This is a genomic window from Micromonospora sp. WMMD1120 (genome assembly GCF_029626235.1).
Lineage (GTDB): Bacteria > Actinomycetota > Actinomycetes > Mycobacteriales > Micromonosporaceae > Micromonospora.
Genome location: NZ_JARUBO010000005.1, coordinates 4,922,619 through 4,949,611, shown reverse-complemented (window position 1 = coordinate 4,949,611; position 26,993 = coordinate 4,922,619). Strand labels below are relative to the sequence as shown.

Below are 26,993 nucleotides of genomic sequence, written 5' to 3'. Positions count from 1 at the left end.
CCAACCGGGACCCTTGCTGAGCAGGCCGACGTCGGGCTCCGAGTGAGCCAGACATCCGATGTGTTTCGCGAAGGTTACTCCGGGGCCACAGAATAGGCAATGGTCGATACATGATGGAACATGCACCCTACGACCCTGCTCGCGGACGACATCGGCCCGCGGTCCGCAGCCACATCTCGCCCTCTCCCCGGCAGGTCACCAGGGCGCACGTTGCCAAGAACCAGATACATCCGATGTACGGATCGTCGACGTGTAGATGGGCGGGCAGGCATGCCGACCTCGAACAGCGTGATGGGCCCCCGTCCGCTCGACGGAGGCCCATCAGGTGGCGCCTACTGCTGGCTGTGGCGGCGTGTCGACGAGCCGTCCTGGCTCGGCCGCTGGCAGGACCGGTCAGAAGAGACGGATCGAATCCCACTTCCAGCCGGCGGTCTTCGGCACCGTCAGGCTTCCGGTGAAGGGGCCGAACCCGCCGCTCGCGTTCGCCGTGGCGGTGTGCATGGTGATGGAGCCGTCGCTCTGGTAGTACATCGCGGCGAGGTCGGAGCGCCCGTCACCGTTGTAGTCGCCGGTGATCGTCTTGAACGAGTCCCAGACCCACGACCGCACCGGGATCGTGTAGCTGGCCGTGAACGCCCCGAACCCGCCGGCGGCGTTACCCAGCGACGTGAGCAGGTCGATGGAGGTGTCGTCGTTCTTGTAGACCATCGCGGCGTCAGCGCGGCCGTCACCGTTGTAGTCACCACCGAGCAGCCGGATCGAATCCCACTTCCGGCCGGCGGGAATGGTCAGGCTCCCGGTGAACCCGCCGAACCCTCCGTTGGCGTTCGCGAGAGCCGTGTTCATGGAGATCGTGTTGTTGCTGTGGTAATACATGGCGGCAAGATCCGAGCGACCGTCACCGTTGAAGTCGCCGGTGATCATCTTGAACGAGTCCCAGCCCCACGACTTCGCCGGGATCGTGTAACTGAGGGTGAACGCCCCGAACCCGCCAGCGGCGTTGGCCAGCGACGTCAGGAACTCGATCGAGGTGTCGTCCTTCTTGTAGACCATTACGGCGTCGGTACGACCGTCACCGTTGAAGTCACCACTGAACAGGCGAATCGAGTCCCACTTCCGACCCTGGCTGGCCGGGATGGTCAGGCTCCCGGTGAAGGCGCCGAACCCGCCGTCGGCATTGCCGAGCGCCGTGTTCATGGTGATCGTGTCGTTGCTCTGGTAATACATGGCGGCGAGATCCGCATGCCCGTCACCGTTGAAGTCACCGGCGATCGTCTTGAACGAATCCCAACCCCACGAGCCCCCGGGGATCTTGTAGCTGCCGTCGTACGCCGCGAACCCGCCGGCGGCGTCAGCCAACGACGTGAACAACTCGATCGCACCGTCGTTGTAGCGGTAGAGCATCACCGCGTCGTCCCGGCCGTCGCCGTTGACGTCGGTCTTGCGGTCGTCCGCCGGCAACGGAGCGTTGGCGCCGAGCCAGGCGCCGAGATCGTCCACCCGGGTCTCCACCGCGTCCCGGCGGGTCTCGGTCTCGCCCAGGCAGCCCCCCTGCCAGGAGCTACGGTGCAGGGCGACCAACTGGGGCCGGCCGCTGACCAGCCGCACAGCCGGACCACCCAGGTCGCCGCGACAGACGGTGGCCTGATCCAGCCCGGCGATGCCGATGGTGGCGCTCTCCACGGACTGCACCGAGAAGGTGCCCACGTGCAGTTGGTCCGGCACCCATTCGGTGGCGGTACGCCCGAAGCCGGCGACCGCCAACTGCTCGCCGACGCTCGGAGCGCCGGTTGCCAGCGGCACCGGGGCCGCCGCCACGCGGTCGGAGAGCCGCACCAGGACCACGTCCCGGTCGGGATGCGGGACCAACCGCACCACGGAGCGGACCGCGCCGGTCGCGGTGGTCAGGTTGGGACGCCCGACGACGACGGTGGCCGGCGTGGACGGCGGGCCTGCGACGACCGGCTGGCCGTCGACGCTGAAGCAGCTCTTCGCGGTGAGCGCCCAGTACGGGTTGACCAGGGCCCCGCTGCAACCGCGCAGGCCGTTGCCGATCTCTATCTTCGCCGCGAAGTCGAAGGAGCCGTCAGTGACGACGGTCCCCGAGCTGACCGCCTGGGATGGCATGGCGTTGAGCAGCCCCGCAGCCACGACGGCAACGACCAGGCCGGCGCCTCGTGCGGCGCGCCGAGAGGTGAACGATGGCAATGCGACCCCTTCTCATCCGGACGCGAGGGCGGAGAGGAGTGCGCGGACGTGATCCTGGCGGCCGAATCGGGTCAGGACCCGTCACACCACAGCACCGCCCCCGAGCCGCCTCCGGCGACCGGGAGTGATCATCGTGCTCCGTCCACAAGGGCCCCCGTGGTCCTTGCTGGTTTCCAATTTTGAAATCGGGTCATGACTCTAGGTGGATCGGTCACCGGCAGACGTCCCGGAGAGCTGTGACCTATCCCACAACAGGTGAGACCGCCGGGCCACGCCCACAATCGGCTTGTTCCGGCCGGGTCGGCGGGTGACCATGGTCGACATGGCGGGTGCCGGGAGGTGAGGACTCCCCTTCAGGGTGGGCTGCCGCCACGCGGCGCGGTGGTGGGTCCGGTCGTGGAGATCGCCTGCGACGAGTCGGGTTTCTCGGGCACCAACCTGCTGCGCTCGTCCGCACCGGTGATCACGCACGCGAGCGTCGACCTGTCCGTCGACGAGGCCGTCGCCGTCATCACCGCGCTGCGGTCCGGGTTCCGGTTCGCGCCACACGAGGTGAAGTCCGGGCAGTTCCTGCGCCGGTCCGGGGCCGCCGAGGCCCTGGAGTGGTTTCGGGCTGCGCTGACGGGCCGCGCGCACGTGCACCTGATCGACAAGGAGTTCTTCCTCGTCACCCGGGTCGTGGACCTCCTCCTCGTCGAGCCGTCGTACGCGGCCGGCACCCGGCTGGCCGACGAGCACCGTCCGGCCGCGCTCGCCCTGCACGCGGCGGGACGCTCGGCCGGTGCGGACTGGACCGCGTTCCTGGCGGCGTTCGTCGACCTCGTACGCATGAAGCACCGGCTTCCGGCGCAGCAGACGGTACGGCGGTTCTTCGAGGCCCGCGACGTGCTGCGACGGCACCGGCTCGGCCGCCCGGCCGACGACGTCCTCGACGGGCTCGACCCGAACCGGGTGCGTGCCGTGGTGGCCCGACTCGACGACGACGACCGGTCGATCCCCCCACCGCTGGAGCCACTGCTGCCGGCGCTCGCGGAGACGGTCCTGGCCTGGAGCGACGGCCGGCGGCAGGTGTTGGTGACCCACGACGAGCAGAGCGCGCTGACCGCCGACCGGCTGACCCGCCTGCGGCGGACGTTGGCAAGCGGTCCGGACGCCACACCGGTCGGAGCACTGCCGAGCGGCGTGTCGCCGCTGGCGGGCCTGGTCATGGTCGACTCCCGCGACGACCCGCGGGTGCAGGTCGCGGATCTCCTCGCCGGGGTCGCCCGACGGCTGCCGGAGATCATCGACGACGCGTTACGGCAGCCGCCGCCCCCGGTGGCGGGGCGTGACGTGCGCCGATCGGGGCTCGGCCGGCCGTAGTCTCGTCGCCATGACGGACATCCGGACAGAGACCCTTGCCCTACCCGGCGTCGACCTGGTCTACGACGTGCGCGGGCCGCTGCCCCCGGCCGACGGTCGACCGGCGTTGCTGATGATCGGTCAGCCGATGACGGCGGAGGGCTTCACCGCGCTCGCCCCGCACTTCACCGACCGTACCGTCGTCACCTACGACCCGCGTGGCCTCGGCCGCAGCGTGCGGACGGACGGCCGGACCGACCACACGCCGCAGCAGCAGGCGGCGGACCTGCACCTGCTCATCGAGGCGCTCGGCGCGGGCCCGGTCGACGTCTTCGCCAGCAGCGGCGGCGCGGTGACCGGACTCGAACTGGTCGCCACGCACCCCGACGACGTCGTGACGCTGGTCGCGCACGAACCGCCGATCAACGCCGTGCTGCCCGACGCCACCGCCGCCGAGCGCGCCCGGGCCGGGTTCTACGACGCGTACCAGGCGAAGGGCGCGGGCGCGGGGATGGCCGCGTTCATCGCGATGACGTCGTGGCAGGGCGAGTTCACCGACGCCTACTTCGCCCAACCCGCGTCGGACCCGGCGATGTTCGGCATGCCGACCGAGGACGACGGCAGGCGGGACGACCCACTGCTGTCGAAGAACTCGTGGGCGATCAGCGACTACCGGCCCGACGCGGACCTGCTCACCGCGGCACCGACCCGGATCGTGATCGCTGTCGGCGAGGAGTCGGCGGGCACGTACACCGCGCGCACCGCCCTGGGCACCGCGGCGCTGCTCGGCCAGGAGGCCACCGTGTTCCCCAGCCACCACGGCGGCTTCATGGGCGGCGAGTTCGGCTACGCGGGCAAACCCGAGGAGTTCGCCGCGCGGTTGCGGGAGGTGCTGGACGGCCGCTGACCATCCGGGGTGGCGTCAGATCCGGCCGTTCCGGCTCCAGATCATGACGCCGGTGGGGCGCGGTCGACGGCCGGTCCACCCCCGGAAGAGGCAGACGGCGAGTTCGTCGGAGCGCCACCACCGCTGAAACGGCCCCGACGCCTCCGTCACCAGCGGTAGCGCGGCCACCAGCTCGCCGAGATACCCGCTGGGGATGTCGGTCGGGACCCACGCCTCCAACGAGCTGGGTGCGACCGGCTCCCAGTCGGACAGCTCGTCCAGGAGGGCGTGCCCCTCGATCAGGTGCGCGATCGAGGGACAGACGTCCAGGAAGGAGCCGCCGTCGCTCACCCCGAACCGGCCGTCGGTGTGCACGAGGTACGACACGGGTGAGGACACCCGCTCGCCGTACCAGGCGAAGGACCATCCGCCGCGCTCGGCCCGGACGGTGTCCAGCAGGTCGAACTGCCAGCGGCGGTGGATGTCCAGGCGGTCGTCGCCGATCCGGACGCTGCGGCGGACGTCGTAGCGCAGACCGCCGAAGCGGGCGGTGAAGCCCTCCCTGCGGACGATCACCTCGGGCGGTGCCGCGATCACCCGTCCGTGCTGGTCGGTTACGCGCAGCAGCTCGGTCGGCGGCGGTGGCTGCTGGGGCTCCCGGGTGCCGGCGCGACGGAGGAACGCCTGCGCCCTCGGTGACAAACCGTCGGAATCGTCGAGCACGTGCACGAGAACTTCCCTGCTGACCGGTACGCCGCTGGGGCGACTCTACGCGGCACCTGATCCACTGTGGCGCGGTGGCGGACACCCGACAGCCGTCGGTGATGTTGCCGACTGTGAGCATGCCATCACCGCCAGCACACTCCTCCCCGACATGTTCCCGTCGAACGGAGGAACACATGCGTCTTCGATCGTTCGTGACGGCGGCGCTCGCCGCCGTCCTGGCCGCCGGCGCGCTCGTGCCACCGGCGCCGGCAGCGGCGGCCACCGCCGACCGCTGGGGCTTCGCGTACGTCAAGGACCCCACCGTCACGGCCTGGACCGTGCTGGACACCACCCGCCAGTGGGGTAGCTGGAAGACCGCGTTCCCGGCCGCCTGGGCCGACGGCATCAAGCTCGCGCCGGGCCGGTTCCAGGTGCGCTTCCCCCAGGTCGGGGCCAGCTCGCGGGGCGTGCCGCACGTGACACCGGTGAACCGGACCGGGCACTACTGCGAGGTGGTGCGCTGGTTCCAGTCCGGCGCCGACGAGATCGTCGACGTGCAGTGCCACAAGCCCGGTGGCACCCGCGACGACACCCCGTTCACAGTGCTCTGGACGACCAGCTCCGGGGTGCTGCCGGCCGGCACCTCCCACGCCTACCTGCAGTGGGTCAGCGGCGCCGTGGCGCAGTCGTACAACTCGACGGGCGTGGTGAACACGGCCGGGCCGGTGGGGGTCGGGCAGTACCTGGTGCGGGTGCCCGGGGTGGGACTGGCCGGGGTGCTCGCCGGCAACGTCCAGGTCACCGCCGTACAGCCCAACGCCGGACCCCGCCGGTGCAAGGTCTACTCGTGGGGCGCGGTCGGCAGCGACATCCAGGTGTACGTCTTCTGCTACGACCAGGCCGGCGCGTTCGTCAACACCGACTTCGTCCTCTCCTACCACCGCCGGCGGCCGGTGATCGGCTCGCTCGGCCCGCCGACGTACTTCGGCTACCTCGGCACGGCGGTCGGCGGACCGACGAACGACAACTCGGTGCTCGGTGTCGGTGTGAACACCGTCGCGCCGCTGGCCCCGTCCGGCCGTTACCTGGCGACCTTCCCGCAGATCGGTGTCAAGGAGACCCACGCCCAGGTGGTGGCGCAGGGCGCTGGCAACACCTACTGCCACCTCACCCAACCCTGGACGTACGCCACGAACGTCGACGTCGACATCATCTGCTTCGACAACACCGGCACGCCAACGCCGCACCGGTTCCTGGCCACCTTCACCTCCCGGCTCTGACGCACGCCCGCCGGCGGCGGTCCCACCCGGTCGCCGCCGGCCCGGCGATGGCACGACCATTGCGCCGGCCCGCCGCCAACTTCGGTCATCTTGGTAAAAAGCAGGTTGCCTCTTTGAAAAAAGCCTCGCCTTGGTGAGGATATTCAGATGCGTCGTCTCCCCCCGGCTCCGGTGCGAGTGCTCTCGGGCCTCCTCGCGCTCGTCCTCGCCTGCGCTGTCGCTCTCCTCACGACGGTCACCCCGGCGGCGGCTCACGGCACCCTCGCGATGTCCACGCCGGCGGACGGCGGCACGGTGCGCGAGCCGCTGACGACGGTGCAGCTCTACTTCACCGAGAAGGTGGCCCCGAACGCGTACTTCACCATCACCGCTCCCGGCGGCGCCCGGGTCGACAACGGCTGGGCGTACGGCGAGCCCAAGCCGCTGGACAAGCCGGTGCGGGAGTACTTCATGGTGGACGGGAAGTTCGAACCGAAGGAATACACCACCGGCTTCCCGGCGGTGGTGACCGTCGCCCATCTCCCGGCGGCCGGCCAGTACTCGGTGAGTTATCTGTCCGTCGCCTCGGACGGCGACGCGGTACGGGGCACCTCGACCTTCCGCTACACCGGCCGGCCGACGCCCGCGCCGCAGGGGTGGAGCACACCGACCAACCAGCCGGACCCGCAGCTCCTGGCCGCCATCGAGCAGCACTCGTCCGGCCAGCAGTCCGCGCCCACGGTCGCGGCGGTCGAGCCCACGCCGGTGACGGCGGTGCCCCTGCCCATCGTGTCGGAGGACGAGGATGGGCCGAACCCGCTGCTCTGGGCCGGCCTGGCGGCGGCGCTGGCAGCGGCGGCGGTCGGGTTCCTCGCGTGGCGACGCCACCGCGCGCCCGCCGGCAGCTCGCCCCGGCGGACCCGTCCGTTGACGGCATCCAGCCCTCGACGCGGCCCGCAGGGCCGGTCCGGGAAGCGACCCGTCGGCGGCAAGGCCGGCGCGGGCGGCGGCCGTGGCGGTCGCGGCGGCGGCACGCCCGCCTCCGCCGGCCGGCAGAAGAAGACCGCGGTGCCGGCCGCACGTGCGGGTCGTCCGGTCGTCAGCGCACAGAGCGCCGCGACGCCCGCGACGGCGACGACGGCCGCGCCGGCCCAGCCGGCCACGAGCGGGCAGCAGTCCGTGCGGGCGACCGGGTCGACACAGACCCTGGACCCCGGGGCCGACGAGTCGCGTCCGGCATCGGTCGACGCGCCGGCGCAGCGGGACGACACCGTCGCCGAGGGACCGCGGCTCAGCAACGCCCGCCTGGCGCTGCTCGTCGGAGGGCTGGTGGCCGCACTGCTGGCCGGCTTCGGCCTGGCGCGCATCGGCACGAACGACGCCGACCCGGCCGGCACCGCGCGGTCGGCCGGCGGACCGCCCGCCTCCGGAAGCGCGGTGTCCGCGGGCGACGGGCACCAACACCCCGCCGGCACCGGGCCGCACTCGCACCCCGGCGACGGTGGCACCGGCGAGACCCTGGCAACCGGCACGACGGTCAGCGCCGGCGGCTACACGCTGCAACCCCTGGAGCGGTCCCAACCCAAGGGAGTACGCACGGACTACCGGTTCCGCATCATCGGGACCGACAAACAGCCGGCGACCCGCTTCGCCGTCGTGCACGACAAGCCGTTGCACCTGATCGTGGTCGGTCGCGACCTGGGGGGCTACCAGCACCTGCACCCGACCATGGCGCCCGACGGCACCTGGAGTGTGCCCCTGACGCTGAACCGCCCCGGCGGTTACCGCGTCTACGCCGACTTCTCCGTCACCGCCAACGACGGCAGCGCGCGGCCCCTCGTCCTGGGCGTCGACCACGACGTGCCCGGGGCGTACGCGCCGACACCACTGCCTCCGGCGCAGACGACGGCGACGGCGGGGCCGTTCGAGGTGTCCATGATCGGCACACCCACGGCGGCGGTGACGGCGCCGGTGCACTTCCAGGTCACCCGCGCCGGCGGGGCGGGGTCGGCGGCGCTCGAACGCTACCTGGGCGCGTACGGGCACCTCGTCGTCGTCCGCGAGGGGGACCTCGGGTACGTGCACGTCCACCCCGAACCGGAGCTGGTCGACGGACAGGTCAAGTTCTGGCTGACCGCGCCGAGTTCCGGCCGGTACCGCGCGTTCTTCGACTTCCAGGTCGGCGGGCAGGTGCACACCGCCGAGTACACGATCAACCTGCCCTGACCGGTCCGGAACTTTCGACGTACCGCGCCCGACTCTTCCTCCAGCAGCAACAATCGGAGGAAGAACACATGCGCACCGCCAGTCCCCATGGACCGCGCCGAGCCTCGGCCGGCATCCTCACCATCGCCGCGCTCCTGACGGTCGGCGTCGCCGGCTGCGGCTCGTCCGAGCCGTCAACCGCGGCGCAGCCGAGCCCGTCGGCCTCCGCGAGCGCCGCGGCGGGCGTGCTCGGCGTCCGTGACCCGTGGGTGAAGGCTGCCGAGACGGGAATGACGGCGGCCTTCGGGACGCTCGTCAACGACGGCGACGCCGATGTCATCGTCACGGGTGTCACGACGTCGGTGTCGCCGATGGAGCTGCACGAGATGACCATGAAGGACGGCAAGATGGTCATGCAGGCCAAGCAGGGCGGCATCGTAATCAAGGCGAAGAGCACGCACGCGTTGGAGCCCGGCGGCGACCACCTGATGCTGATGGACCTGACCAAGCCCGTGCAGGCCGGTGACGAGCTGACGTTCACGTTGACCTTCGCCGACGGCAGGTCCCAGCAGTTCAGGGCCGTGGCGAAGCCGTTCACCGGCGCTCAGGAGAGCTACGCCCCCGGGCACGGCCAGCCCCTGCCCGGCGCGAGCGCCACGCCGGAGATGAGCATGAGCCCGGCATCGTGACCGGCACGTCAGCGGCCCGGCCGGTGAGCAGGCGGGGTCTGCTCACCGGCGGGGCCCTGGTCGCCGGAGGGGCTCTGGGCTGCGGCGCGACGCTTGCCGCGACCCGCGCCGAGAAGACCGGGGAGCCGACGGCCGGCGCCGGCACGACAGCGGTGGCGAGTGTCGGCGGCCTGGTCGAGCCGTTCCACGGCGTCCGGCAGGCCGGGGTCACCACCGAACCGCAGGCACACGCCGCGTTCGTCGCGTTGACACTGCGCGCCGGCACCGACCGGGCCGCGCTGGGTCGGCTGCTGCGGCTGCTCAGCGACGACGCGGCCCGCCTCACCCAGGGGCGACCCGCGCTGGCCGACACCGAGGCCGAACTGGGGCTGTTGCCCGCCCGGCTGACAGTGACCTTCGGGTTCGGACCGGGCCTCTACCGCGCCGCCGGAGTCGACGACCGCAGGCCAGCATCGGTCACCGAGCTGCCCGCGTTCCGCGTCGACCGGCTCCAACCAGCCTGGACCGGCGGCGACCTGCTGCTGCAGATCTGCGCCGACGACGCGATCACCGTCGCCCACGCCCAACGGGTGCTGCTCAAGGACAGCCGGCCCTTCGCCACTGTCCGCTGGGTGCAGCAGGGCTTCCGCCGCAGTCCGGGCGTCGAGCCGCGCGGCCACACCCAACGCAACCTGTTCGGCCAGCTCGACGGCACCGCGAACCCCCGCCCGGGTACGCCGGCGGACACCGCCGTCTGGGTGCCGGACGGGCCGGCGTGGCTGCGCGACAGCACCACGCTCGTCGTCCGGCGCATCAGCATGAACCTGGAGACCTGGGATCTGCTCGGCCGCACCGACCGCGAACTCGCCGTCGGGCGGCGGCTCGACACCGGCGCGCCGCTGACCGGCACGGCCGAACACGACGAACCCGATTTCGCCGCCACCGACGCCCACGGTCTCACCGTCATCCCCGACTTCTCCCACCTGACCCGCGCCCACGTCACCGACGACCGGCTCAGGATCCTGCGCCGGCCGTACAACTACGACGGGGTGCCGACCGCCGAGGGTCACGCCGACGCCGGCCTGATCTTCGCCTCGTACCAGGCGGACATCGCCCGACAGTTCCTGCCGATCCAACGCCGCCTGGCCGAGCGGGACCTGCTCAACGAATGGACCACCCCGATCGGCTCGGCCGTCTTCGCCATCCCGCCCGGCTGCCAGCCGGGCGGCTGGATCGGCGAGCAGGTGCTCGGATGAGACATCGGTGCAGCGCTGTTCCCGCACTGAGCGTGCGGTCGTCGCGCCGCGTCGCCGTCCGACTCGGCGCGGCGGCGCTCGCCATCGTGGCGGCACCGCTCATCCCCGCCACGCCCGCGTGGGCGCACAACTCCCTCCGCTCGGCGGCACCGGTCCAGGAGTCGACGGTGCCCCGTGCGCCGCGCGAGATCGTCCTGGAGTTCATGCAGCGGCTCGACCCCACGTTCACCACGATCGTGCTCACCGACGGCGCGAAGCGGAAGGTTCCCACCGGCGACCCGGTGGTCAGCGGGGCGACGGGAACCGTCCAGGTCACCGACGCGCTGCCGAACGGCACCTACACCGTCGCGTACCGGGTGGTCTCCACCGACGGGCACCCGGCACAGGGGTCGTACCCGTTCACGGTGGCCGACCCCGCGTCCACCGCCGCACCGCTCGGCGACGCCAGCCCGGCGGAGGCCCTCGGAGCGGCGACGGCGACCAGCGGCCGGGGCATCGGCATCCTGATCACCGGCGTCGCGCTGGCCGTCGCCGCCGTGGGGGCGGTCGGGCTGCGGCGGCGGCGTAGGACCCGTTGACGGATCGGGAACCGAACACGCCCGCGCCCCGACTACCCCCACAGGGCCGGAGCTGACGCGACACCACCGGGCGACCACGCCAACCGGAGAAGCACCTGACAAGGTTCTTCTCGCTCGATCCGATCGGATGACCATGTCTCTCACCGAGTTGTCCGGCGCGTCCACGCCGGAACCGTCCACCAGCGCCGACGCGTCGCCCCAGCCAGCCCGCCGGCCGTCGGCGTTCGGGGCGCTGCTGCTCCGGTTGCACTTCTACGCCGGTGTTCTCGTCGCCCCGTTCCTGGTGACCGCCGCACTGACCGGGCTGGCGTTCACCATCACGCCGCAGCTCGACCAGCTCCTCTACGGCGACAAGCTGACCGTCGCCCAGGTGGGTGAGCGCTCATTGCCACTGGCCGAGCAGGTCGGCGCCGCGCGCAACGCCCACCCCGAGGGCAGCATCGCCAGCGTGCAGCCCGGCGAGGGCGACCAGAGCACGCGGGTGGCGTTCGCGCTGCCCGAGCTGGGCGAAAACCAGCACACCGTCTACGTCGATCCGTACACCGCGGAGGTCAAGGGGCAGCTCACCACCTGGTTCGGCTCCACACCGGCCACCACCTGGCTGGACGACCTGCACCGCCACCTGCACCTGGGCACGGTCGGCGAGCACTACTCCGAGCTGGCCGCGAGCTGGCTCTGGGTGCTCGCCCTCGGCGGGGTCATCCTCTGGTGGCGTCGCCGCAGCGCCACCCGCGCCGCCGCCCGGCACCTGCTCGTCCCGGACCTGTCCGCCGGCAAGGGCGTACGGCGCACCCGGGGCTGGCACGCCACCACCGGCATCTGGCTCACCATCGGGTTGCTCTTCCTCTCCGCCACCGGGCTGACCTGGTCCCGCTACGCCGGGGCGAACTTCAGCGCCGGCCTGGACGCGCTCGACGCGCGTACCCCGGTCATCTCCACCAGCCTGGACGGCGCGCCGCCGGCCGCCGGCGGAGGCCACCACGGCAGCTCCGGGGCGGAGGGGACGGTCGAGTCGGCCGCCTTCGACAGGGTGTCGGCGGCCGCCCGCGCGGCCGGCCTGTCCGGGCCGGTCGAGATCGCACCGGCCGCGGCGCCCGGCTCGGCCTGGACCGTGACGCAGATCGACAACACCTGGCCGGTCGCCAAGGACCGCGTCGCCGTCGACCCGGCCGGCGGGCAGGTCACCGCCCGCAGCGACTTCGCCGACTGGCCCGTGCTGGCCAAGCTCAGCGGGCTCGGCATCCAGGCGCACATGGGCATCCTCTTCGGCCCGATCAACCAGATCCTGCTCGCCGCGCTCGCCCTCGGTCTGCTCAGCGTCATCGTCTGGGGTTACCGCATGTGGTGGCAACGCCGCCCCACCCGCGCCGACCGGCGCGCCCTGGCCGGCGCCCCACCGGCCCGCGGCGGCGTCCGTGGCCTGCCGATCTGGGCGCTGCTGATCGGCGTACCGGTGATCGTGGCGGTCGGCTGGGCGCTGCCGCTGTTCGGGCTCACAGTGCTGGCTTTCCTCGTCATCGACGTCATCGTCGGCGCGGTGTCCCGACGCCGACGTTCCACAGCCGTTCCCACCTCCCCCGCACCGGCCGGTCGCTGACGGCCACCGGATTCGGCCGCCCGTCACCGGACGGGCGGCCAAACTCTCCTCCCGGCTACGAAGTGTCCGGGCCAGGCGGGTGAGTGAGTGATTGAGTGGTTAGCGACGTCCGGCCCAGCCGACGAAGCGCGAGGTCAGGTCGGGCAGCGCCGCGTCTGGGTTGAGCTTCGTCAGGTCCGCCTCGGCCTCCCTCTGAACCTTTGTCAGGTACGCCAGCAGGCCCGGCCGGTCCTCGCGAAACTGACCGAGGAGGCGCAGCTTCGCCGCCGAGCAGGGCCAGTGAGTACCGCAGTTAGGACAGCGCCACGACGGGCGTAGGGGCCTGTGCTTCCATGCGCTCCGCATCACCCGATCCCCAGCGACATACGGGCGACCGGGCGACGGGCGTTCTTCCGGCCTACGAAGGCGGAAGGGTCCTGCCAGATGAGACCGCTCGTCATCACGAACAGGGTTCGGCGAGCGACCGCATCTCCGTTAGGGACAAGTTGGTAACCGTCAAACCAGAGCCATCCGTCGTACGTCGTCCAGTCGAGAACGCGGATGACACGCACGACGATCGGATGCATGAACTGGACGCTCGCGGCCGTAGTGAGGCGCAGGACGTCGCCCGCCTGGACCTTTCGCACGGTGCTCCCCTGATCGTCGCTGGGAAGGGGCTGCCCTGTGAGTGCTCGCCCGCCAGGGCAGCCCCGCTCACGAACGCGACCGCCGGGTCTCGGTCCTGCCGGCCGCGCCGTCTACACACACCCTGCGCGGCGTGATGAGACAGAAACAGCCCGTAGAAGATATGGTCGTAAGACATTCCACGTATACCGATGGGAGTGGCTGTGAACGACGCGTTGCGGGTCGCCCTCGACGAGACCGGCCACACCATCGAGTCGCTGGCCGAGCGGGTCGGGGTCGACAGAAAGACCGTCGCTCGCTGGCTCAACCATGACCACATACCGCATCCGCGCCATCGGGAGGCGGCGGCCAGCGCTCTGCGTCGACCCATCGGGGACATTTGGCCGGACACGTCGAGACGTCGTGAACCAATTTGGTTCCGGCCGTGGCAGGAGATCGAGCGGGATGCGATCTCGCTGCGTTCGTACCAGTCCGTCGTTCTGCCGGGTCTGCTGCAAACCGAGGCGTATGCCCGTGCCGTGCTGGCCGGAGCCGACGTCATCGCGCGAGGCGACATCGAGCGGCACCTCGCTACGCGGCTCGCTCGGCAGAGCATCCTGACGCGTGACAACCCGCCGCACTTCACCGCCGTTGTCGACGAGGCCGCGCTACGGCGACCCGTCGGCGGTCGGGCCACCATGCGCGCACAGATTCAGGCTCTCCTCGTCGCCTGCGAAGCACCACACGTGCGCGTCCACATCGTTCCCTCGTCTGTCGGTGCGTACGCCGGACTGAACGGGCCGTTCGTCATCGCCGTCGGACCGGAGCACCGCACCGCCGGCTATCTCGACAACCAGCTTCAGGGAAATGTTGTTACCGGGACCGACGACATCGCAGCGATACTGGCGGCGTGGGAAAACGTACGTGGTGAGGCGCTCTCCCACTGGCAATCGGTGGATTTACTGACGGAGATGGCGGGGACATGGAACTGACCGGCGCGCAGTGGCGCAAGAGCACCCGTAGCAGCGGCAACGGCGGCGACTGCGTCGAGGTTGCTGACAACCTCGTGGGCATCGTCGCGGTACGCGACTCGAAGGACCCGTCGGGGCCGGCGCTGACCTTCCCCCCGACGGCGTGGGCTACGTTCGTCGCCCAGGTCGCCGGACGGCCGTAGCCCGACACGCCAACCACCCTTCCAGCTCCCACCCCGGCTCTCCGCTGACGGTTCGCAGGTGTGACTGCCGATTTTCGGGAGATGTATCGCTTGGCGGCGCCCGAACCGATCTTCCGTCGCGTTCGGTCGTTGACTCAGGGTGAGCGGAGGTCGAGTCGTCCGACGCGGCACGGCGCGCTCGCTGTCGTCGGAGGGGGTACGTCGTGGTGGATCGGATCGCCGAGCCGTGGGGTGAACGGACCCCGTACGGACCGGGTCAGGAGTGGCCGGTACGGGTGGACCGGTACCTGGCCGACGTCCACGACCGATGCCGACATCGACCGCTGGGCGCCCGCGACGAGGACCTGCTCACCGTGGTGCGGCGCTGCGAAGGCGAGACCGCCCTTCAGCTCAGGTGGCTGCGTACCCGGATGAAGGCCGCCGCCCCCCAGGCGCTCGTCGTCGCCGACTGAGCGGCCGGGGGCGGCGTGGCCGGGTTCAGGCGACGGCGGCGGCCATCCGGCGCACCGCCTCGGTGATCAGCTCGGGCGCGGTGGCCAGATTCAGCCGGACGTGGCCGGCCCCGCCGGTGCCGAAGTCCGACCCGGAGTTCAGCGCCACCCGACCCTTGCGCAGGAACACGGCGGCGGGGTCCTCTCCGAGGTCCAGGGCGCGGCAGTCGAGCCAGGCCAGGCAGGTGGCCGCGCCGGGGCGGTACCGCACGGCCGGCAGGTGTTCGGCGAGCAGCGCGGCGAGCAGCCGACGGTTGTCGGCCAGGCCCGCCACCAGCCCGTCCAGCCAGTCGCCGCCATCGCGGAACGCGGCGGTGTGGGCGATCACGCCGAGGTGGCTGGTGCTGACGCTGACGTCGTACGGGACACGGGCGAGGTCGTCGGCCGCGGCGGGGCCGGCGACCAGGAGGCCGCCGCGCAGGCCGGGCAGGTTCCACCCCTTCGAGGCCGACATCAGCGACAGGCCGTTCTCCGCGCCGGGCACCGCGAGGTACGGCACGAATCGCGCCCCCGCGTCCACAACGGGAGCGTGGATCTCGTCGGCGACCACCCGCACCCCGTGCCGCTCGGCCAGACTGGCGACGGCCGTCAACTCGTCGACCGTGTGCACGACCCCGGTGGGGTTGTGCGGGTTGCACAGCAGGTACGCGACCGCCCGCCCTCCGGCCCGGGCCCGCCGGAACGTGTCGTCGAGCGTGGCGAGGTCGATCCGCAGGTCCGCACCGAGCGGGGCCTCGACGATCCGCCGGTCGGCGTGCGCCACATGGCTGTAGAACGGCGGGTAGACCGGGCTGTTGACGACCACCGCGTCCCCGGGCTCGGTGACCAGGCGCAGCGCCTCGACGACGCCGTGCATCACGTCGGGCACCAGCGCGGCGCGCTCCACGGCCAGCCCGTCCCAGCCCCACCGGCGACGGGCGAACCGGGCCAGCGCCTCGGGATAGGCGGTGCCGGCCGGGTAGCCGGTGTCGCCGCGCGCGACGGCGTCGGCGATGGCCCGCGCGACCGGCTCGGCCAGCGGAACATCCATCTCGGCCACCCAGAGCGGCAGCACGTCCGCCGGGTACTCCCGCCACTTGAGGCTGGTCCGCTGGCGGAGTTGGTCGATGGTGAGCTGGCGTAGGGGGTTCGTCACGTCTCGGGCACCGCTCAGCACGCTACTCATGGCCGAAGCCTATTCCGCCACCCTGGGCGGCACGGACCCTCCGGATGGCGGGCATCCACCTTTATGTATTGACTAGTGTCATTGTCTTCTATTGCCCCTGGTTCATCACATACGCTGCGGACATCCGTTCCGACGGCCGCCGCCACGCCCGTCCCGTCAGCATCCGACGTCGTCCCGCCGCCGCGCGTGGCCGCCGACGTCGATTGGAGTACCCATGACCTGGCGTTCCACCACCGCCGCGCTCGCCGGCCTGTGCCTCGCGCTCAGCACCGCGCCGATCGCCACCGCCGCCACCGCGGCACCTCCGCGCGTCGCGCGTGTTAGCGCTCACGCCGCGCTCGCCAATCCGCCCGGCGCACCTGCCGGAGTCTGCCCGACCGGGGCCGTCTACGGCTCCCCGCTGCCCTCCAGCTCGGTCACGGCACCGAGGATCCAGGGCGGCTTCAACTTCCTCGAAGGGCCGGTGTGGATCGCCGACGGCGGCTACCTGCTGGTGTCGGACATGGCCCCCGGCACCGGGCCGTACAACGTCCAGCCGTCCACGATCCGTCGGCTCACCCCGCCGGCCACCTTCGACACGTTCCTCGCCAACGCGGGCAGCAACGGCCTGGCCCTCAGCGCCGACGGCCAACAGCTCATCGCGGCCACCCACGACCAACGCAGCGTGTCCGCGTACCGGCTGAACGACCGGGCCCGCAGCACCGTCGCCGCGAACTACCAGGGCCGGGCGTTCAACTCGCCCAACGACGTCGCGGTCCGCTCCGACGGCGTCGTCTACTTCACCGACCCCAACTTCCAGCGCGGCAACCGACCGGACCAGATGAACGGGCGTACCAGCGTCTTCCGGGTCTCTGGCGGCCAGGTGTCGCTGGTGGACGACAGGTTGCGCCAGCCCAACGGCATCGCGCTCTCCCCGGACGGCACCGCCCTCTACGTGGGCGCGTACGCGGAGAACAAGATCTACAAGTACGCCGTGCAGGCCGACGGCAGCATCGGCGCGCGCAGCGTCTTCGTGAACTACATCGGCGGCCCGGACGGCGCCACGATCGACTGCGCCGGCAACGTGTACTGGGCGTCGGGCGGGGACTCGTTGGTCCACGTCTACTCCCCCGCCGGCGTCCAGCTCGGCACGGTCCGGCCCGGCTTCACCGGTACGACGAACGTGGCCTTCGGTGGTCCGGACCGGCAGACCCTCTACGTCACGTCGGGCCCGTGGGGCGACTCCGGGGTGTACAGCGTGCGACTCAACGTTCCCGGGTACCCGTACTGACGGCCCTAGGGCGTGTGTCAAAGTCCTCGGTCGAGCCGAGGCGGAGTCCGGGCAGCGGTCCGGCAAGGGGCTTTGACACACGCCCTAGCAACCCCATGACAACCTGCCCCCCGTCGCGGTCCGCCATGACAACAGGCGGGGGGGTGAACGGTCCGTCGGAACCCCGAATGGCCCGCACCCGACGCCCGTCGTTGACATTGATCCCCGCCCATCGGCACGCTCGCTGTCTGACCCACCGACGGGGAGCGAGCGTGCCGATGACACGGACTGGCAGATCGAAGAAAGTGATCCTCGCGGAGCCGCGTGGCTTCTGTGCCGGCGTACGGCGGGCGATCCTGATCGTCGAGGAGGCGCTGACGAAGTACGGCCCCCCGGTGTACGTGCGCAAGGAGATCGTGCACAACCAGCACGTGGTGCGCTCACTGCGCCAGCGGGGGGCCGTCTTCGTGGAGTCGGAGGAGGAGGTTCCCGAGGGCGCTGTCTGCATCTTCTCGGCCCACGGCGTGTCGCCAGCGGTCCGGGCCAACGCGACCAGACGCGAACTCACCGTCATCGACGCCACCTGCCCACTGGTCGCGAAGGTCCATCAGGAGGCGCGCCGGCACGCACGCGACGGCAAGACCATCCTGTTGATCGGTCACGCGAACCACGAAGAGGTCGAAGGGACGTTCGGGCACGCCCCGGACCGCACCATCATCGTGGACTCGGTGGAGACGGCCCAGAACCTCACGCTGGCGCCGGACGCGACGGTCGGCTACCTCACTCAGACCACCCTGTCCCTGGACGAGACCTCGGACATCGTGGACGCCCTGAACGCGCGCTTCCCGGCCATGGCCGGCCCGGCGAAGGGCGACATCTGCTACGCCAGCCAGAACCGCCAGAACGCGGTGAAGGCCATCGCCGCGCGCAGCGACCTGATCCTGGTGGTCGGCTCGACCAACTCCAGCAACTCGATCCGGATGGTCGAGGTGGCCAGGAACACGGGCGCGGCGGCCCACCTCGTGCCGGAGGTGGCCGACCTCCGCGAGGAATGGCTGCGCGACGTGTCGGTGGTCGGCGTCAGCGCCGGCGCGAGCGCCCCGGAGATCCTGGTGGAGCAGCTACTCGACCGACTCGCCGAGCACGGGTTCCGCGACCTCGAACTGGAACAGACGGCGGTGGAGAACGTCGTCTTCGGACTGCCGTCGAGCCTCACCAACGGGGAGTCGGCCCACGCCTCCTGATCCGCGTACGCCCTGCCCGAACAGCCAGAGGAAGGGTTCCCATGACCATCATCGCCACCCGTCCGACGTCCGGGACCGAGCTTCAGCAGACCCGTCAGGACCTCCTCGACCAGGTCGAGCAACGACTGGACCGCTTCACCGACGCGGAGCGGGCGCGCTGGCGGGGCATCAACCCGCGCGCCGCGCAGCCGATCGCGGCGATCATCGACATGGTGAGTCGCGGCGGGAAGCGGCTGCGCCCCATCTTCTGCCTCAGCGGCTTCCTCGCCAGCGGCGGAGCGCCGGAGTCCCCCGTCGTCGTGGACGCCGCAGCCGCCCTGGAACTGCTGCAGGCGTTCGCGCTGATCCAGGACGACGTCATCGACAACTCCGCGCTCCGGCGGGGCGCGCCGACGATCCATGTCCAGCAGGCCGACGAGCACTCCGCCAGAGGCTGGCAGGGCGAGGCCCGCCGGTTCGGCGAGGGTGTGGCGGTGCTCGCCGGCGACCTGGCGCTCGTCTACGCCGACCAGCTCACCTTCGACTTCGCGCCACCGGCCCGCCGGCTGTGGAACGAGATGCGGACCGAACTGATCATCGGGCAGCACCTGGACGTCGCGGTCGCCGCCGAGGCCGTCGTCGACGCCCGGTTGTCGCGCTGGATCGCCGTCTGCAAGTCCGGCCGCTACTCGATCCAGCGCCCGCTGGTGCTCGGCGCCACCCTGGCCGGCCGGCTTGACCTGGCGGACGCGTTCGAGGGCTACGGCCTGCCCCTCGGCGAGGCGTTCCAACTGCGCGACGACCTGATGGACGCCTTCGGCACCACCGCGACCGCCGGCAAGCCGGCCGGCCTGGACTTCGCCGAGCGCAAGATGACCCTGTTGCTGGCCCTGGCCGTCGAGCGCGACCCCCGCATCCGCGACCTCCTCGGCGGCGACGATCCGTGGGACGGCGACCTCATCCGTTCGGTGCTGGAGGAGACCGGGGTCCGCGCCACTGTCGAGCGCACCATCGCCGAACTCGTCGACAGCGCGGTGACCTCCATCGCGGCGGCCGACCTCGACAACGCGTGGAAGGACGAGTTCACCCGACTCGCCACCCTGGTCGCCTACCGCGACCGCTGACCCTTTCCCCCGCTCTCCCGCTCCCCCGCTCCCCCGCTCCCCCGCTCCCCCGCTCCCGAGAGGAGTTGATCGACCATGGCCGCACCCGAGAACGACGACGTCCCCGGCCGCCACCTGCTGGAGTCCGTCCGGCAGCCGGGCGACCTCCGGGCCCTCACCCCCGAACAGTTGCCGACACTGGCCGAGGAACTGCGCAGCACACTCGTGGAGAAGGTGTCGCGCACCGGCGGCCACCTCGGGCCCAACCTCGGGGTGGTGGAGCTGACCATCGCCCTGCACCGGGTCTTCGAGTCGCCCCGGGACCGGATCCTCTGGGACACCGGGCACCAGAGCTACGTCCACAAGATGCTCACCGGCCGGGTGGACGAATTCGACAGGCTGCGCAAGGCGGGCGGCATCTCCGGGTATCCGTCCCGCGCCGAGTCGGTCCACGACCTGGTGGAGAACTCGCACGCCTCCACGGCGCTCTCCTACGCCGACGGTCTGGCCAAGGCGGCGCAGCTCACCGGCGAGACCGACCGGGCCGTGGTCGCCGTGGTCGGCGACGGCGCCCTCACCGGCGGGATGTGCTGGGAGGCCCTCAACAACATCGCCGCCGCCAAGGACCGGCCGGTCATCATCGTCATGAACGACAACGGACGCTCCTACGCCCCCACCGTCGGCGGCCTCGCCGACCAGCTCACCAGGCTGCGCACGTCACGTCGTTACCAGCGGGTGCTCGAGTGGGGCAAGGGCCAGGTCCGACCGGTCGTCGGCGAGCCGTTGTACACCGCCCTGCACGCCGCCAAGCACGGCCTCAAGGACATGCTCGTGCCGCAGAACATGTTCGACGATCTGGGGTTGAAGTACATCGGACCGGTGGACGGCCACGACATCGCCGCCATGGAGTACGCGTTCGACCGGGCCCGGCACTACGGCGGACCGGTCCTGGTGCACTGCATCACCACCAAGGGCGCGGGGTACGTCCCGGCGGAGAGCCACGAGCTCGACCGGTTCCACGTGGTCGGGGTGATGGACTCGCAGACGGGCCGGTCCATCGGCGCGCCGGTCGGGCGTTCCTGGACCTCGGTGTTCAGCGACGAGTTGGTGGCGACCGGCGAACGCCGGGCGGACCTGGTGGCGATCACCGCCGCGATGCTGCAACCGACCGGCCTGCGTGACTTCTCCCTCCGGTTCCCCGAGCGGACGTTCGACGTGGGCATCGCCGAGCAGCACGCCGTCACGTCCGCCGCCGGGCTCGCCATGGGTGGCCTGCACCCGGTGGTGGCGGTGTACGCGACCTTCCTCAACCGGGCCTTCGACCAGGCGCTGATGGACGTGGCCCTGCACCGGCTGCCGGTGACGTTCGTGCTGGACCGGGCCGGGATCACCGGTGACGACGGCGCCAGCCACAACGGCATGTGGGACCTGTCGCTGCTGCAACTGGTCCCGGGAATGCGGATCGCCGTGCCGCGCGACGGCGCGCGGCTCGCCGAGTTGTTCCGCGAGGCCGTCGCCGTCGACGACGGGCCGACGGCGGTCCGCTTCCCCAAGGGGCCGGCCCCGAGCGACCTGCCGGCGGTGGACAGCGTCGCCGGTCTCGACATCCTGCACCGCGGCGAGCACGAGGACGTCCTCGTCGTCGCGGTCGGGGCGATGGCCCACACCTGCCTCGACCTCGCGTCGCTGCTGGCGGCGGAGGGCATCGGCAGCACCGTCGTCGACCCCCGCTGGATCAAGCCGGTCAACCCGGCCCTGGTCCCGCTCGCGGCCCGGCACCGGTTGGTCGTCACGGTCGAGGACAACGGGGTCGTCGGCGGGGTGGGGGCGGCGATCGCGCAGGCCCTACGGGCCGCGCGGGTGGACACCCCGGTCCGGGACTTCGGCATCACGCAGGAGTTCCTGGACCACGGCAAGCGCGCCGACATCCTGCGCGAACTCGGCCTCACCTCGGGAGACATCGCCGCGCACATCAGCCCGGACCTCGAACGATCCGCCGTACAGCGCGCCTGACCCCTCTCCTTCGACGCGACAAGGACTTCGCCATGCCCGTACCGTTGACCGCACCCGCGATGCCCCCCAGGCCCGTCGCCACCCGCCGCACCACCCGGAAGATCATGGTGGGCAACGTGCCGGTGGGCGGGGACGCCCCGATCTCGGTCCAGTCGATGACGACGACGCTCACCTCCGACGTCGACGCCACCCTCCAACAGATCGCGCAGTTGACCGCCGCCGGCTGTGACATCGTCCGCGTCGCCGTGCCCTCGCAGGACGACGCCGACGCGCTGGCCGAGATCGCCCGCAAGTCGAGCATCCCGGTCATCGCGGACATCCACTTCCAACCGAAGTACGTCTTCGCCGCCATCGACGCGGGCTGCGCCGCCGTCCGGGTGAACCCGGGCAACATCCGCCAGTTCGACGACAAGGTCAAGGAGATCGCCGCCGCCGCCTCGGCGGCCGGCGTTCCGATCCGGATCGGGGTGAACGCCGGGTCGCTGGACAAGCGGCTGCTGGCGAAGTACGGCAAGGCCACTCCGGAGGCGCTCGTCGAGTCCGCGCTGTGGGAGTGCTCGCTGTTCGAGGAGCACGGCTTCCGGGACATCAAGATCTCGGTCAAGCACAACGACCCGGTGGTCATGATCGCGGCGTACCGGCTGCTGTCCCAGCGCTGCGACTATCCGCTGCACCTCGGCGTCACCGAGGCCGGACCGGCGTTCCAGGGCACCATCAAGTCGGCCGTCGCCTTCGGCGCCCTGCTGGCCGAGGGGATCGGCGACACCATCCGGGTCTCGCTGTCCGCCCCTCCGGTGGAGGAGGTCAAGGTGGGGCAGCAGATCCTGGAGTCGCTGAACCTCAAGAAGCGCGGCCTGGAGATCGTCTCCTGTCCGGGCTGCGGTCGGGCCCAGGTGGACGTCTGGAAGCTGGCCGACGAGGTGACCGCCGGGCTCGACGGCCTCGACGCGCCCCTACGGGTCGCCGTGATGGGGTGCGTGGTCAACGGCCCGGGTGAGGCCCGCGAGGCCGACCTCGGCGTCGCCTCCGGCAACGGCAAGGGCCAGATCTTCATCAAGGGCGTCCCGATCAAGACGGTGCCGGAGTCGCAGATCGTGGAGACCCTGATCGAGGAGGCGCTGAAGCTGGTCGAGCAGATGCCGGACGAGGAACGCGAGGTCTCCGGGGCGCCGACCGTCGTCGTACGGTGAGATCAGGGCTTGCGGGCCCGCCGCCGTGCCAACTGGTCGCGCAGCTCGGCCCGGCGGATCTCCCCCAGCTCGTCGCGGGGTAGCGCACCCAGCAGTTCGAGGCGGGCCGGCAGGTGTTCGGGGGGCACACCCCGACCCCGGAGGTACGTCCGCAGCTCGACGAGATCGGGAGGATCGCCCGCCGGCACCACCACCGCACAGCTCAGCTCGCCGTACTCGACATCCGGGGTGGGCACCACCGCCGCCTCGGCGACCCGAGGGTGCACGAGCAGGTGGTCCTCGATCTCGGCGACCGGGACCAGGAACAGGCCCCCGACCTCCCCGGCCGCCCGCCGCACCACCTCGATCTGGCCGGTGTCGTCCACGCGGACCAGGTCACCGGTGTCGGACCAGCCGTCCTGCTGCTGCCGGACCAGCCGCACCGACCCGGCGTCCCGCTGCCACACCGCGAGGCACGTCGACGGTCCCCGGACACGGACCCGGAACAGCCCCTCGGGACCGTCCACGGCGGTCAGCACCGTCTCCAGACCGGACCCGGTCGTGGCGGCGCCCACCTGCGGCGAACTCCACTCGGCACGCAGCGGAACGCGCAGAACCTCAGCCACCTGCCGGGTCAGCCGGGTCGACGTGCCGGACGGGTCGGCCGCCAGCGCCCGCCGCAGCGCACCCAGCTCACGGGGGCGCTCGAGCTGCGCGGAGACCAGCTCGGACCACTGCACCGCGAGGGCGTAGACCTGACCGACAGCGCCCTGCGCCCACAGGTCCAGCGCGACCTCCGGGTCCCACACGTCCTGCAACACCGACGTGCCGCCGCGCAGCGCGGGACCGACCACGGCGTGCAGCAGCGACGGCAGCGTGGCGATCGGCACCGCCGAGTAGGTCACGTCGCGGTGCGGGACGTCGGGCGACCGGACTCCCGCCCGCAGCGAGTTGGGGGTGTGCAGGAACATGCGGTGGGCGTTGTCGAGGCCGACGGTGGTCACGATCAGGCAGACCCGGTCCGCCAGGTCCGTCGGCACCCGCAGCCACGCGCCGCGGTCGTGGCGCTCGTGCGGCGTACGCATGAAGTAGTCGGCGAAGTCGAGCGCTCCGGTGGCGGCGGCGTCACCGACGACCACCCGGCGGCGCAGCCACGGCAGCGATGCCGCCAGGTCCGCCAGGACCTCGGCCTGCGGCACACCCGCCCAATTGTCCGGCACCACACACACCCGTGGTTGGGCCGCCTCCAGCACCGCTGCCAGGTCCCGCGCGCCGTAGCTGGGCAGGACCGGCACGGCGACCGCGCCGATGCGCAGGCACGCGAAGAACAGCGCCGAGCCCTCCCACCGGTTGGGCAGGGAGAACGCGACCGGGTCGCCGGGGCCGACGCCGAGCGCGACGAGAGCGTGCGCGAACCGTTCGACGTACCCGGTCAACTGCGCGTACGAGACACGGACGGTCGGTGTGCCCGCGTGGTCCCGGACGCGGTGCGCCAGTATCGCGGTCCGGTTCGGGTGCGCGGCGCTGGCCCGGTAGAGGTCGTGGACCACGCTGCGGGTCTGCCACCAGCCGCGCTCGCGGAACGTCCGGGCAGGCTCGACGGGAGGCCGCACCGTGGCGAGCAGGCGTGCGAGCGGGTCAGTGCCGGCGGAGGCGGGCTGCGGGTCGGTGCCGGCCGAGGTGGGCCGCGGGTCGCCGGACCCTGTCCTCATCGGCGCCTGCCGACCGCCCAGGCCACCTGCACCCGGGAGGTGCAGCCGAGCTTGCGCATCACCTGTCGCACATGGTTCACGACCGTCCACTCGGCGATACACAACTGGTTCGCGATCTGGCGGTTCGTCATGCCCTCGGCGACGCTCAACGCCACCTGCAACTGGCGCGGCGTCAGCAGCCCGGCCTCGGTTCGTACGCCCGCCGGGCGGGACTCCCCGACCGCGAGCGCCTCGGCGACCAGCACCTCCGGTCGTGGCCGCGCGCCCTCCGCCCAGGCCCCGGCGAAGACCGTCGCACCGAGCTGGCGGCGCAGCGCCGAGACGACCTCGTCGATCCCGTCACGGCGCGACCCGGGCGCCGTGGTGCCGGCCCGCCGGCGCATCGCGTCGGCGGCGGCCAGCAGCCGCGTCACCTGTTGCGGATGGCCGGCGCCGTCCTGCACCGCCACCGCGAACGCCTCCAACGCGTCGGCCAGCACGTTGCGGTCGTCGATCGAGTCCAGTAGGCGCAGGCTCTCGCGCAGCGCCGACTGTGCCGCCGGCCCGTCCGACGCGCGTCCCGCGAGCCGGGCGCTGACCAGCAACACCTCGGCCAGATCCCGAATCTCGCCGTTCTGTCGGTGTATCCGCAACGCCCGGTCGAGAAGCGTGCCGGCCTCGGTCAGCGCGCCGGCGTCGAGCAGTGCCTCGGCGAGCCCGGCCGCCGCCTCCGCCGACCCGGCGGTGTCGCCCCACCACTCGAGGGTGGACCGGGCGGAGGTGAGCAACGGTTGGCCGGCCTCGCGGTCGCCGGCCGCGACCAGGGACCGCCCCAACCGCGCCGAGGCGCGGGCACCCTGCTGGGCGTCGCGAAGCTGCTTGTAGATCGTCACCGCCCGCCGGTGTCGGTGCGCGGCGCCGTCGTGGTCGCCCCGCGCGGACGCCAGGTAGCCGGCGGCCGTGTGGAGCCGGGCGCGCAGGCGCAGCACCCGTTCGCTGTCGTCGTGCGCGAGCGCCGCCGCCGCGCTGTCGCACCGGTGCAGCCCGTCCCGCAACTCGCCCCGGATCAGCCACGGCCGCTGGCAGGCCACCAGCAACGACGCCTGCTCCTCGATGTCGCCGACCTGCTGGAGGTGGTCGAGCGCGGCCAGGATGTTGTCGTGCTCCAGGCAGGCGACCCGGAGCCACCGCCGCTGCTCCGAACCGTGGAAACGGCCCTCGATCGTCCGCAGCAACCTGCCGAAGTACCGGGCGTGGGCGTCGCGCGCCTTCCGCGCGTCACCCTGCTCGTCGAGGAGCGCGCGGCCGTAGGCGCGCAGCACGCGCGACACCGTGAGGCGGCTGTCCGCGCGCGGCTGCTCGACGAGGGTGAGCAGACTCCGGTCGAGAAGCGCCTCGATCGCCTGGGCGGTGTCCGCCGGGGCCAGCGGGGACACCTTCTCCACCGTCGCCACCGTCGCGCCGCCCTCGAAGATCGACAGCCACGCCAGCAGGCGGCGCTGCTCGGGGCTGATCCCGCGGCAACTCCACTCGGCCACCGCGCGGATCGAGCGTTGCCGGCCCGGCACGTCGACCGGGCCGGCGAGATGGCTGTCGCCGCCGCGACGCAGCCAGGAGCGCAGTTCGAACACCGGGAACAGCCGGAGCCGCGCCGCCGCCAGCTCCAGCGCCAGCGGTACGCCTTCGAGGAGGTTGCAGATGTCGAGGACGGCAGCCACGTTCTCCGCCGTCAGGGTGAAGTCCGGATTCACCTCGTGCGCCCGCTGGCTGAACAGCAGCACCGCCGGGTTGTCCTGCACCTCGGCGACATCCGGTTCGACCAGCGGGCCGGGCGGTGTCAACGGCACCACCGGGACGACCCGCTCACCGTAGATCCGCAGCGCCCGCTGGCCGGTCGCCAGGACGGTGAGTCCCGGATCGAGGGCCAGCCGATCGGCGACCGGCTGGGCCAACTCCGCCGCGTGGTGCTCGACACCGTCCAACACCAGCAGCGCGCGGGAGTCACCGGTGGGGTCTACCGTCGCGTGGCCCACGAGCGTCCGCACCGCCTCGGCGGACCCGAGGGCGGCGACGTCGACGACCCGTACGCCCCGGGCGAACTCGCCGGACACCGCGCGTCCCGCCTCGACGGCGAGCCGGCTCTTGCCGACCCCACCGGCGCCCACCAGCGTGATCAACCGTACCGAACGGTCCAGCAGCTTGCCCTCGACCGCCAGCAGCTCCCACTCCCGACCCACCAGAGCGGACCGGGACGGCCACGGCGACGCCGTGGGCAACGCGCTGGCCTCGCGCGACGCCGGCATTTTCAACTCGACCCGCATGGTCCCCCCAGACGACGTGCTCGGGTTCAACGGTTCCGGGACCACGCTAGGGGGCCGGCCTTGCGTGGCTCTTTAACCGAACACAGCC

The 26,993-nt window shown here is 71.8% G+C and carries 22 protein-coding genes; 16 read left to right on the top strand and 6 right to left on the bottom strand.

Features of this window, described 5'->3' with window-relative positions:
* Positions 1-393 precede the first annotated feature (393 nt).
* Positions 394-2,151: an FG-GAP-like repeat-containing protein gene (locus O7634_RS22685; protein WP_278152136.1), complete on the bottom strand. Its 1,758-nt coding sequence runs from the start codon at positions 2,149-2,151 to the stop codon at positions 394-396.
* A gap of 396 nt (positions 2,152-2,547) precedes the next feature.
* Here O7634_RS22685 and O7634_RS22680 point away from each other — a divergent pair, with 396 nt between their 5' ends.
* On the top strand, positions 2,548-3,570 hold the full coding sequence (locus O7634_RS22680; protein WP_278152135.1) for a hypothetical protein: 1,023 nt from the start codon (positions 2,548-2,550) through the stop codon (positions 3,568-3,570).
* Positions 3,571-3,580: 10 nt separating this feature from the next.
* On the top strand, positions 3,581-4,456 hold the full coding sequence (locus tag O7634_RS22675; RefSeq protein ID WP_278152134.1) for an alpha/beta hydrolase: 876 nt from the start codon (positions 3,581-3,583) through the stop codon (positions 4,454-4,456).
* Between the two features lie 15 nt (positions 4,457-4,471).
* Here O7634_RS22675 and O7634_RS22670 read toward each other — a convergent pair whose 3' ends face one another.
* Entirely contained in the window at positions 4,472-5,164 is a 693-nt protein-coding gene (locus O7634_RS22670; protein WP_278152133.1) for a hypothetical protein, read from the bottom strand.
* A 170-nt stretch (positions 5,165-5,334) separates the two neighbouring features.
* On the opposite strand from O7634_RS22670, the gene O7634_RS22665 reads away from it, so the two are divergent.
* The 6 genes from O7634_RS22665 (at position 5,335) to O7634_RS22640 (ending at position 12,703) form a co-directional block, all read left to right on the top strand.
* Positions 5,335-6,420, top strand: coding sequence for a hypothetical protein (locus O7634_RS22665; RefSeq protein WP_278152132.1), 1,086 nt, complete (start codon positions 5,335-5,337; stop codon positions 6,418-6,420).
* A 147-nt stretch (positions 6,421-6,567) separates the two neighbouring features.
* Positions 6,568-8,625 (top strand): copper resistance protein CopC, encoded by a 2,058-nt coding sequence (locus O7634_RS22660; protein ID WP_278152131.1) that lies wholly within the window; start codon positions 6,568-6,570, stop codon positions 8,623-8,625.
* Positions 8,626-8,693: 68 nt separating this feature from the next.
* Positions 8,694-9,293, top strand: coding sequence for a copper chaperone PCu(A)C (locus O7634_RS22655; RefSeq protein WP_278152130.1), 600 nt, complete (start codon positions 8,694-8,696; stop codon positions 9,291-9,293).
* Complete coding sequence (locus O7634_RS22650; protein WP_278152129.1) at positions 9,290-10,528, top strand: Dyp-type peroxidase; 1,239 nt, start codon at positions 9,290-9,292, stop codon at positions 10,526-10,528. Before O7634_RS22655 ends, O7634_RS22650 begins: the two co-directional genes overlap by 4 nt.
* Before the next feature lie 32 nt (positions 10,529-10,560).
* Positions 10,561-11,106, top strand: a complete 546-nt coding sequence (locus O7634_RS22645; RefSeq protein ID WP_278154048.1) for a copper resistance CopC family protein — start codon at positions 10,561-10,563, stop codon at positions 11,104-11,106.
* Positions 11,107-11,239: 133 nt separating this feature from the next.
* A complete protein-coding gene (locus tag O7634_RS22640; protein WP_278154047.1) occupies positions 11,240-12,703 on the top strand; it encodes a PepSY domain-containing protein in 1,464 nt (487 codons plus the stop codon).
* 344 nt (positions 12,704-13,047) lie between these two features.
* Here O7634_RS22640 and O7634_RS22630 read toward each other — a convergent pair whose 3' ends face one another.
* A complete protein-coding gene (locus O7634_RS22630; protein WP_278154046.1) occupies positions 13,048-13,269 on the bottom strand; it encodes a hypothetical protein in 222 nt (73 codons plus the stop codon).
* A 261-nt stretch (positions 13,270-13,530) separates the two neighbouring features.
* Between O7634_RS22630 and O7634_RS22625 the strand changes: the two genes are divergently transcribed.
* The 3 genes from O7634_RS22625 (at position 13,531) to O7634_RS22615 (ending at position 14,932) form a co-directional block, all read left to right on the top strand.
* Positions 13,531-14,298 carry a helix-turn-helix transcriptional regulator gene (locus tag O7634_RS22625; RefSeq protein WP_278152127.1) on the top strand — a complete coding sequence of 256 codons (768 nt, stop codon included), beginning with the start codon at positions 13,531-13,533 and terminating at the stop codon, positions 14,296-14,298.
* Positions 14,289-14,480 (top strand): DUF397 domain-containing protein, encoded by a 192-nt coding sequence (locus tag O7634_RS22620; protein WP_278152126.1) that lies wholly within the window; start codon positions 14,289-14,291, stop codon positions 14,478-14,480. The genes O7634_RS22625 and O7634_RS22620 overlap by 10 nt, the downstream gene beginning before the upstream one ends.
* 203 nt (positions 14,481-14,683) lie before the next feature.
* Positions 14,684-14,932, top strand: a complete 249-nt coding sequence (locus O7634_RS22615) for a hypothetical protein (RefSeq protein WP_278152125.1) — start codon at positions 14,684-14,686, stop codon at positions 14,930-14,932.
* A gap of 25 nt (positions 14,933-14,957) precedes the next feature.
* Here O7634_RS22615 and O7634_RS22610 read toward each other — a convergent pair whose 3' ends face one another.
* The gene (locus tag O7634_RS22610) at positions 14,958-16,136 is read right to left on the bottom strand and encodes an aminotransferase class I/II-fold pyridoxal phosphate-dependent enzyme (RefSeq protein WP_278152124.1); all 1,179 of its coding nucleotides are present in this window, start codon (positions 16,134-16,136) and stop codon (positions 14,958-14,960) included.
* A 214-nt stretch (positions 16,137-16,350) separates the two neighbouring features.
* Between O7634_RS22610 and O7634_RS22605 the strand changes: the two genes are divergently transcribed.
* The 5 genes from O7634_RS22605 (at position 16,351) to ispG (ending at position 22,914) form a co-directional block, all read left to right on the top strand.
* A complete protein-coding gene (locus tag O7634_RS22605; protein ID WP_278152123.1) occupies positions 16,351-17,406 on the top strand; it encodes an SMP-30/gluconolactonase/LRE family protein in 1,056 nt (351 codons plus the stop codon).
* 257 nt (positions 17,407-17,663) lie between these two features.
* The gene (locus O7634_RS22600) at positions 17,664-18,629 is read left to right on the top strand and encodes a 4-hydroxy-3-methylbut-2-enyl diphosphate reductase (RefSeq protein WP_278152122.1); all 966 of its coding nucleotides are present in this window, start codon (positions 17,664-17,666) and stop codon (positions 18,627-18,629) included.
* Positions 18,630-18,670: 41 nt separating this feature from the next.
* Positions 18,671-19,732 carry a polyprenyl synthetase family protein gene (locus O7634_RS22595; protein WP_278152121.1) on the top strand — a complete coding sequence of 354 codons (1,062 nt, stop codon included), beginning with the start codon at positions 18,671-18,673 and terminating at the stop codon, positions 19,730-19,732.
* Positions 19,733-19,807: 75 nt separating this feature from the next.
* On the top strand, positions 19,808-21,724 hold the full coding sequence (dxs, locus tag O7634_RS22590) for a 1-deoxy-D-xylulose-5-phosphate synthase (RefSeq protein WP_278152120.1): 1,917 nt from the start codon (positions 19,808-19,810) through the stop codon (positions 21,722-21,724).
* Between the two features lie 32 nt (positions 21,725-21,756).
* Positions 21,757-22,914, top strand: a complete 1,158-nt coding sequence (ispG, locus tag O7634_RS22585; protein WP_278152119.1) for a flavodoxin-dependent (E)-4-hydroxy-3-methylbut-2-enyl-diphosphate synthase — start codon at positions 21,757-21,759, stop codon at positions 22,912-22,914.
* 2 nt (positions 22,915-22,916) lie between these two features.
* On the opposite strand, the gene O7634_RS22580 is transcribed toward ispG, so the two are convergent.
* Positions 22,917-24,605, bottom strand: coding sequence for an AMP-binding protein (locus tag O7634_RS22580; protein ID WP_278152118.1), 1,689 nt, complete (start codon positions 24,603-24,605; stop codon positions 22,917-22,919).
* Positions 24,602-26,905: a LuxR C-terminal-related transcriptional regulator gene (locus O7634_RS22575; RefSeq protein ID WP_278152117.1), complete on the bottom strand. Its 2,304-nt coding sequence runs from the start codon at positions 26,903-26,905 to the stop codon at positions 24,602-24,604. The genes O7634_RS22580 and O7634_RS22575 overlap by 4 nt, the downstream gene beginning before the upstream one ends.
* Positions 26,906-26,993 lie beyond the last annotated feature (88 nt).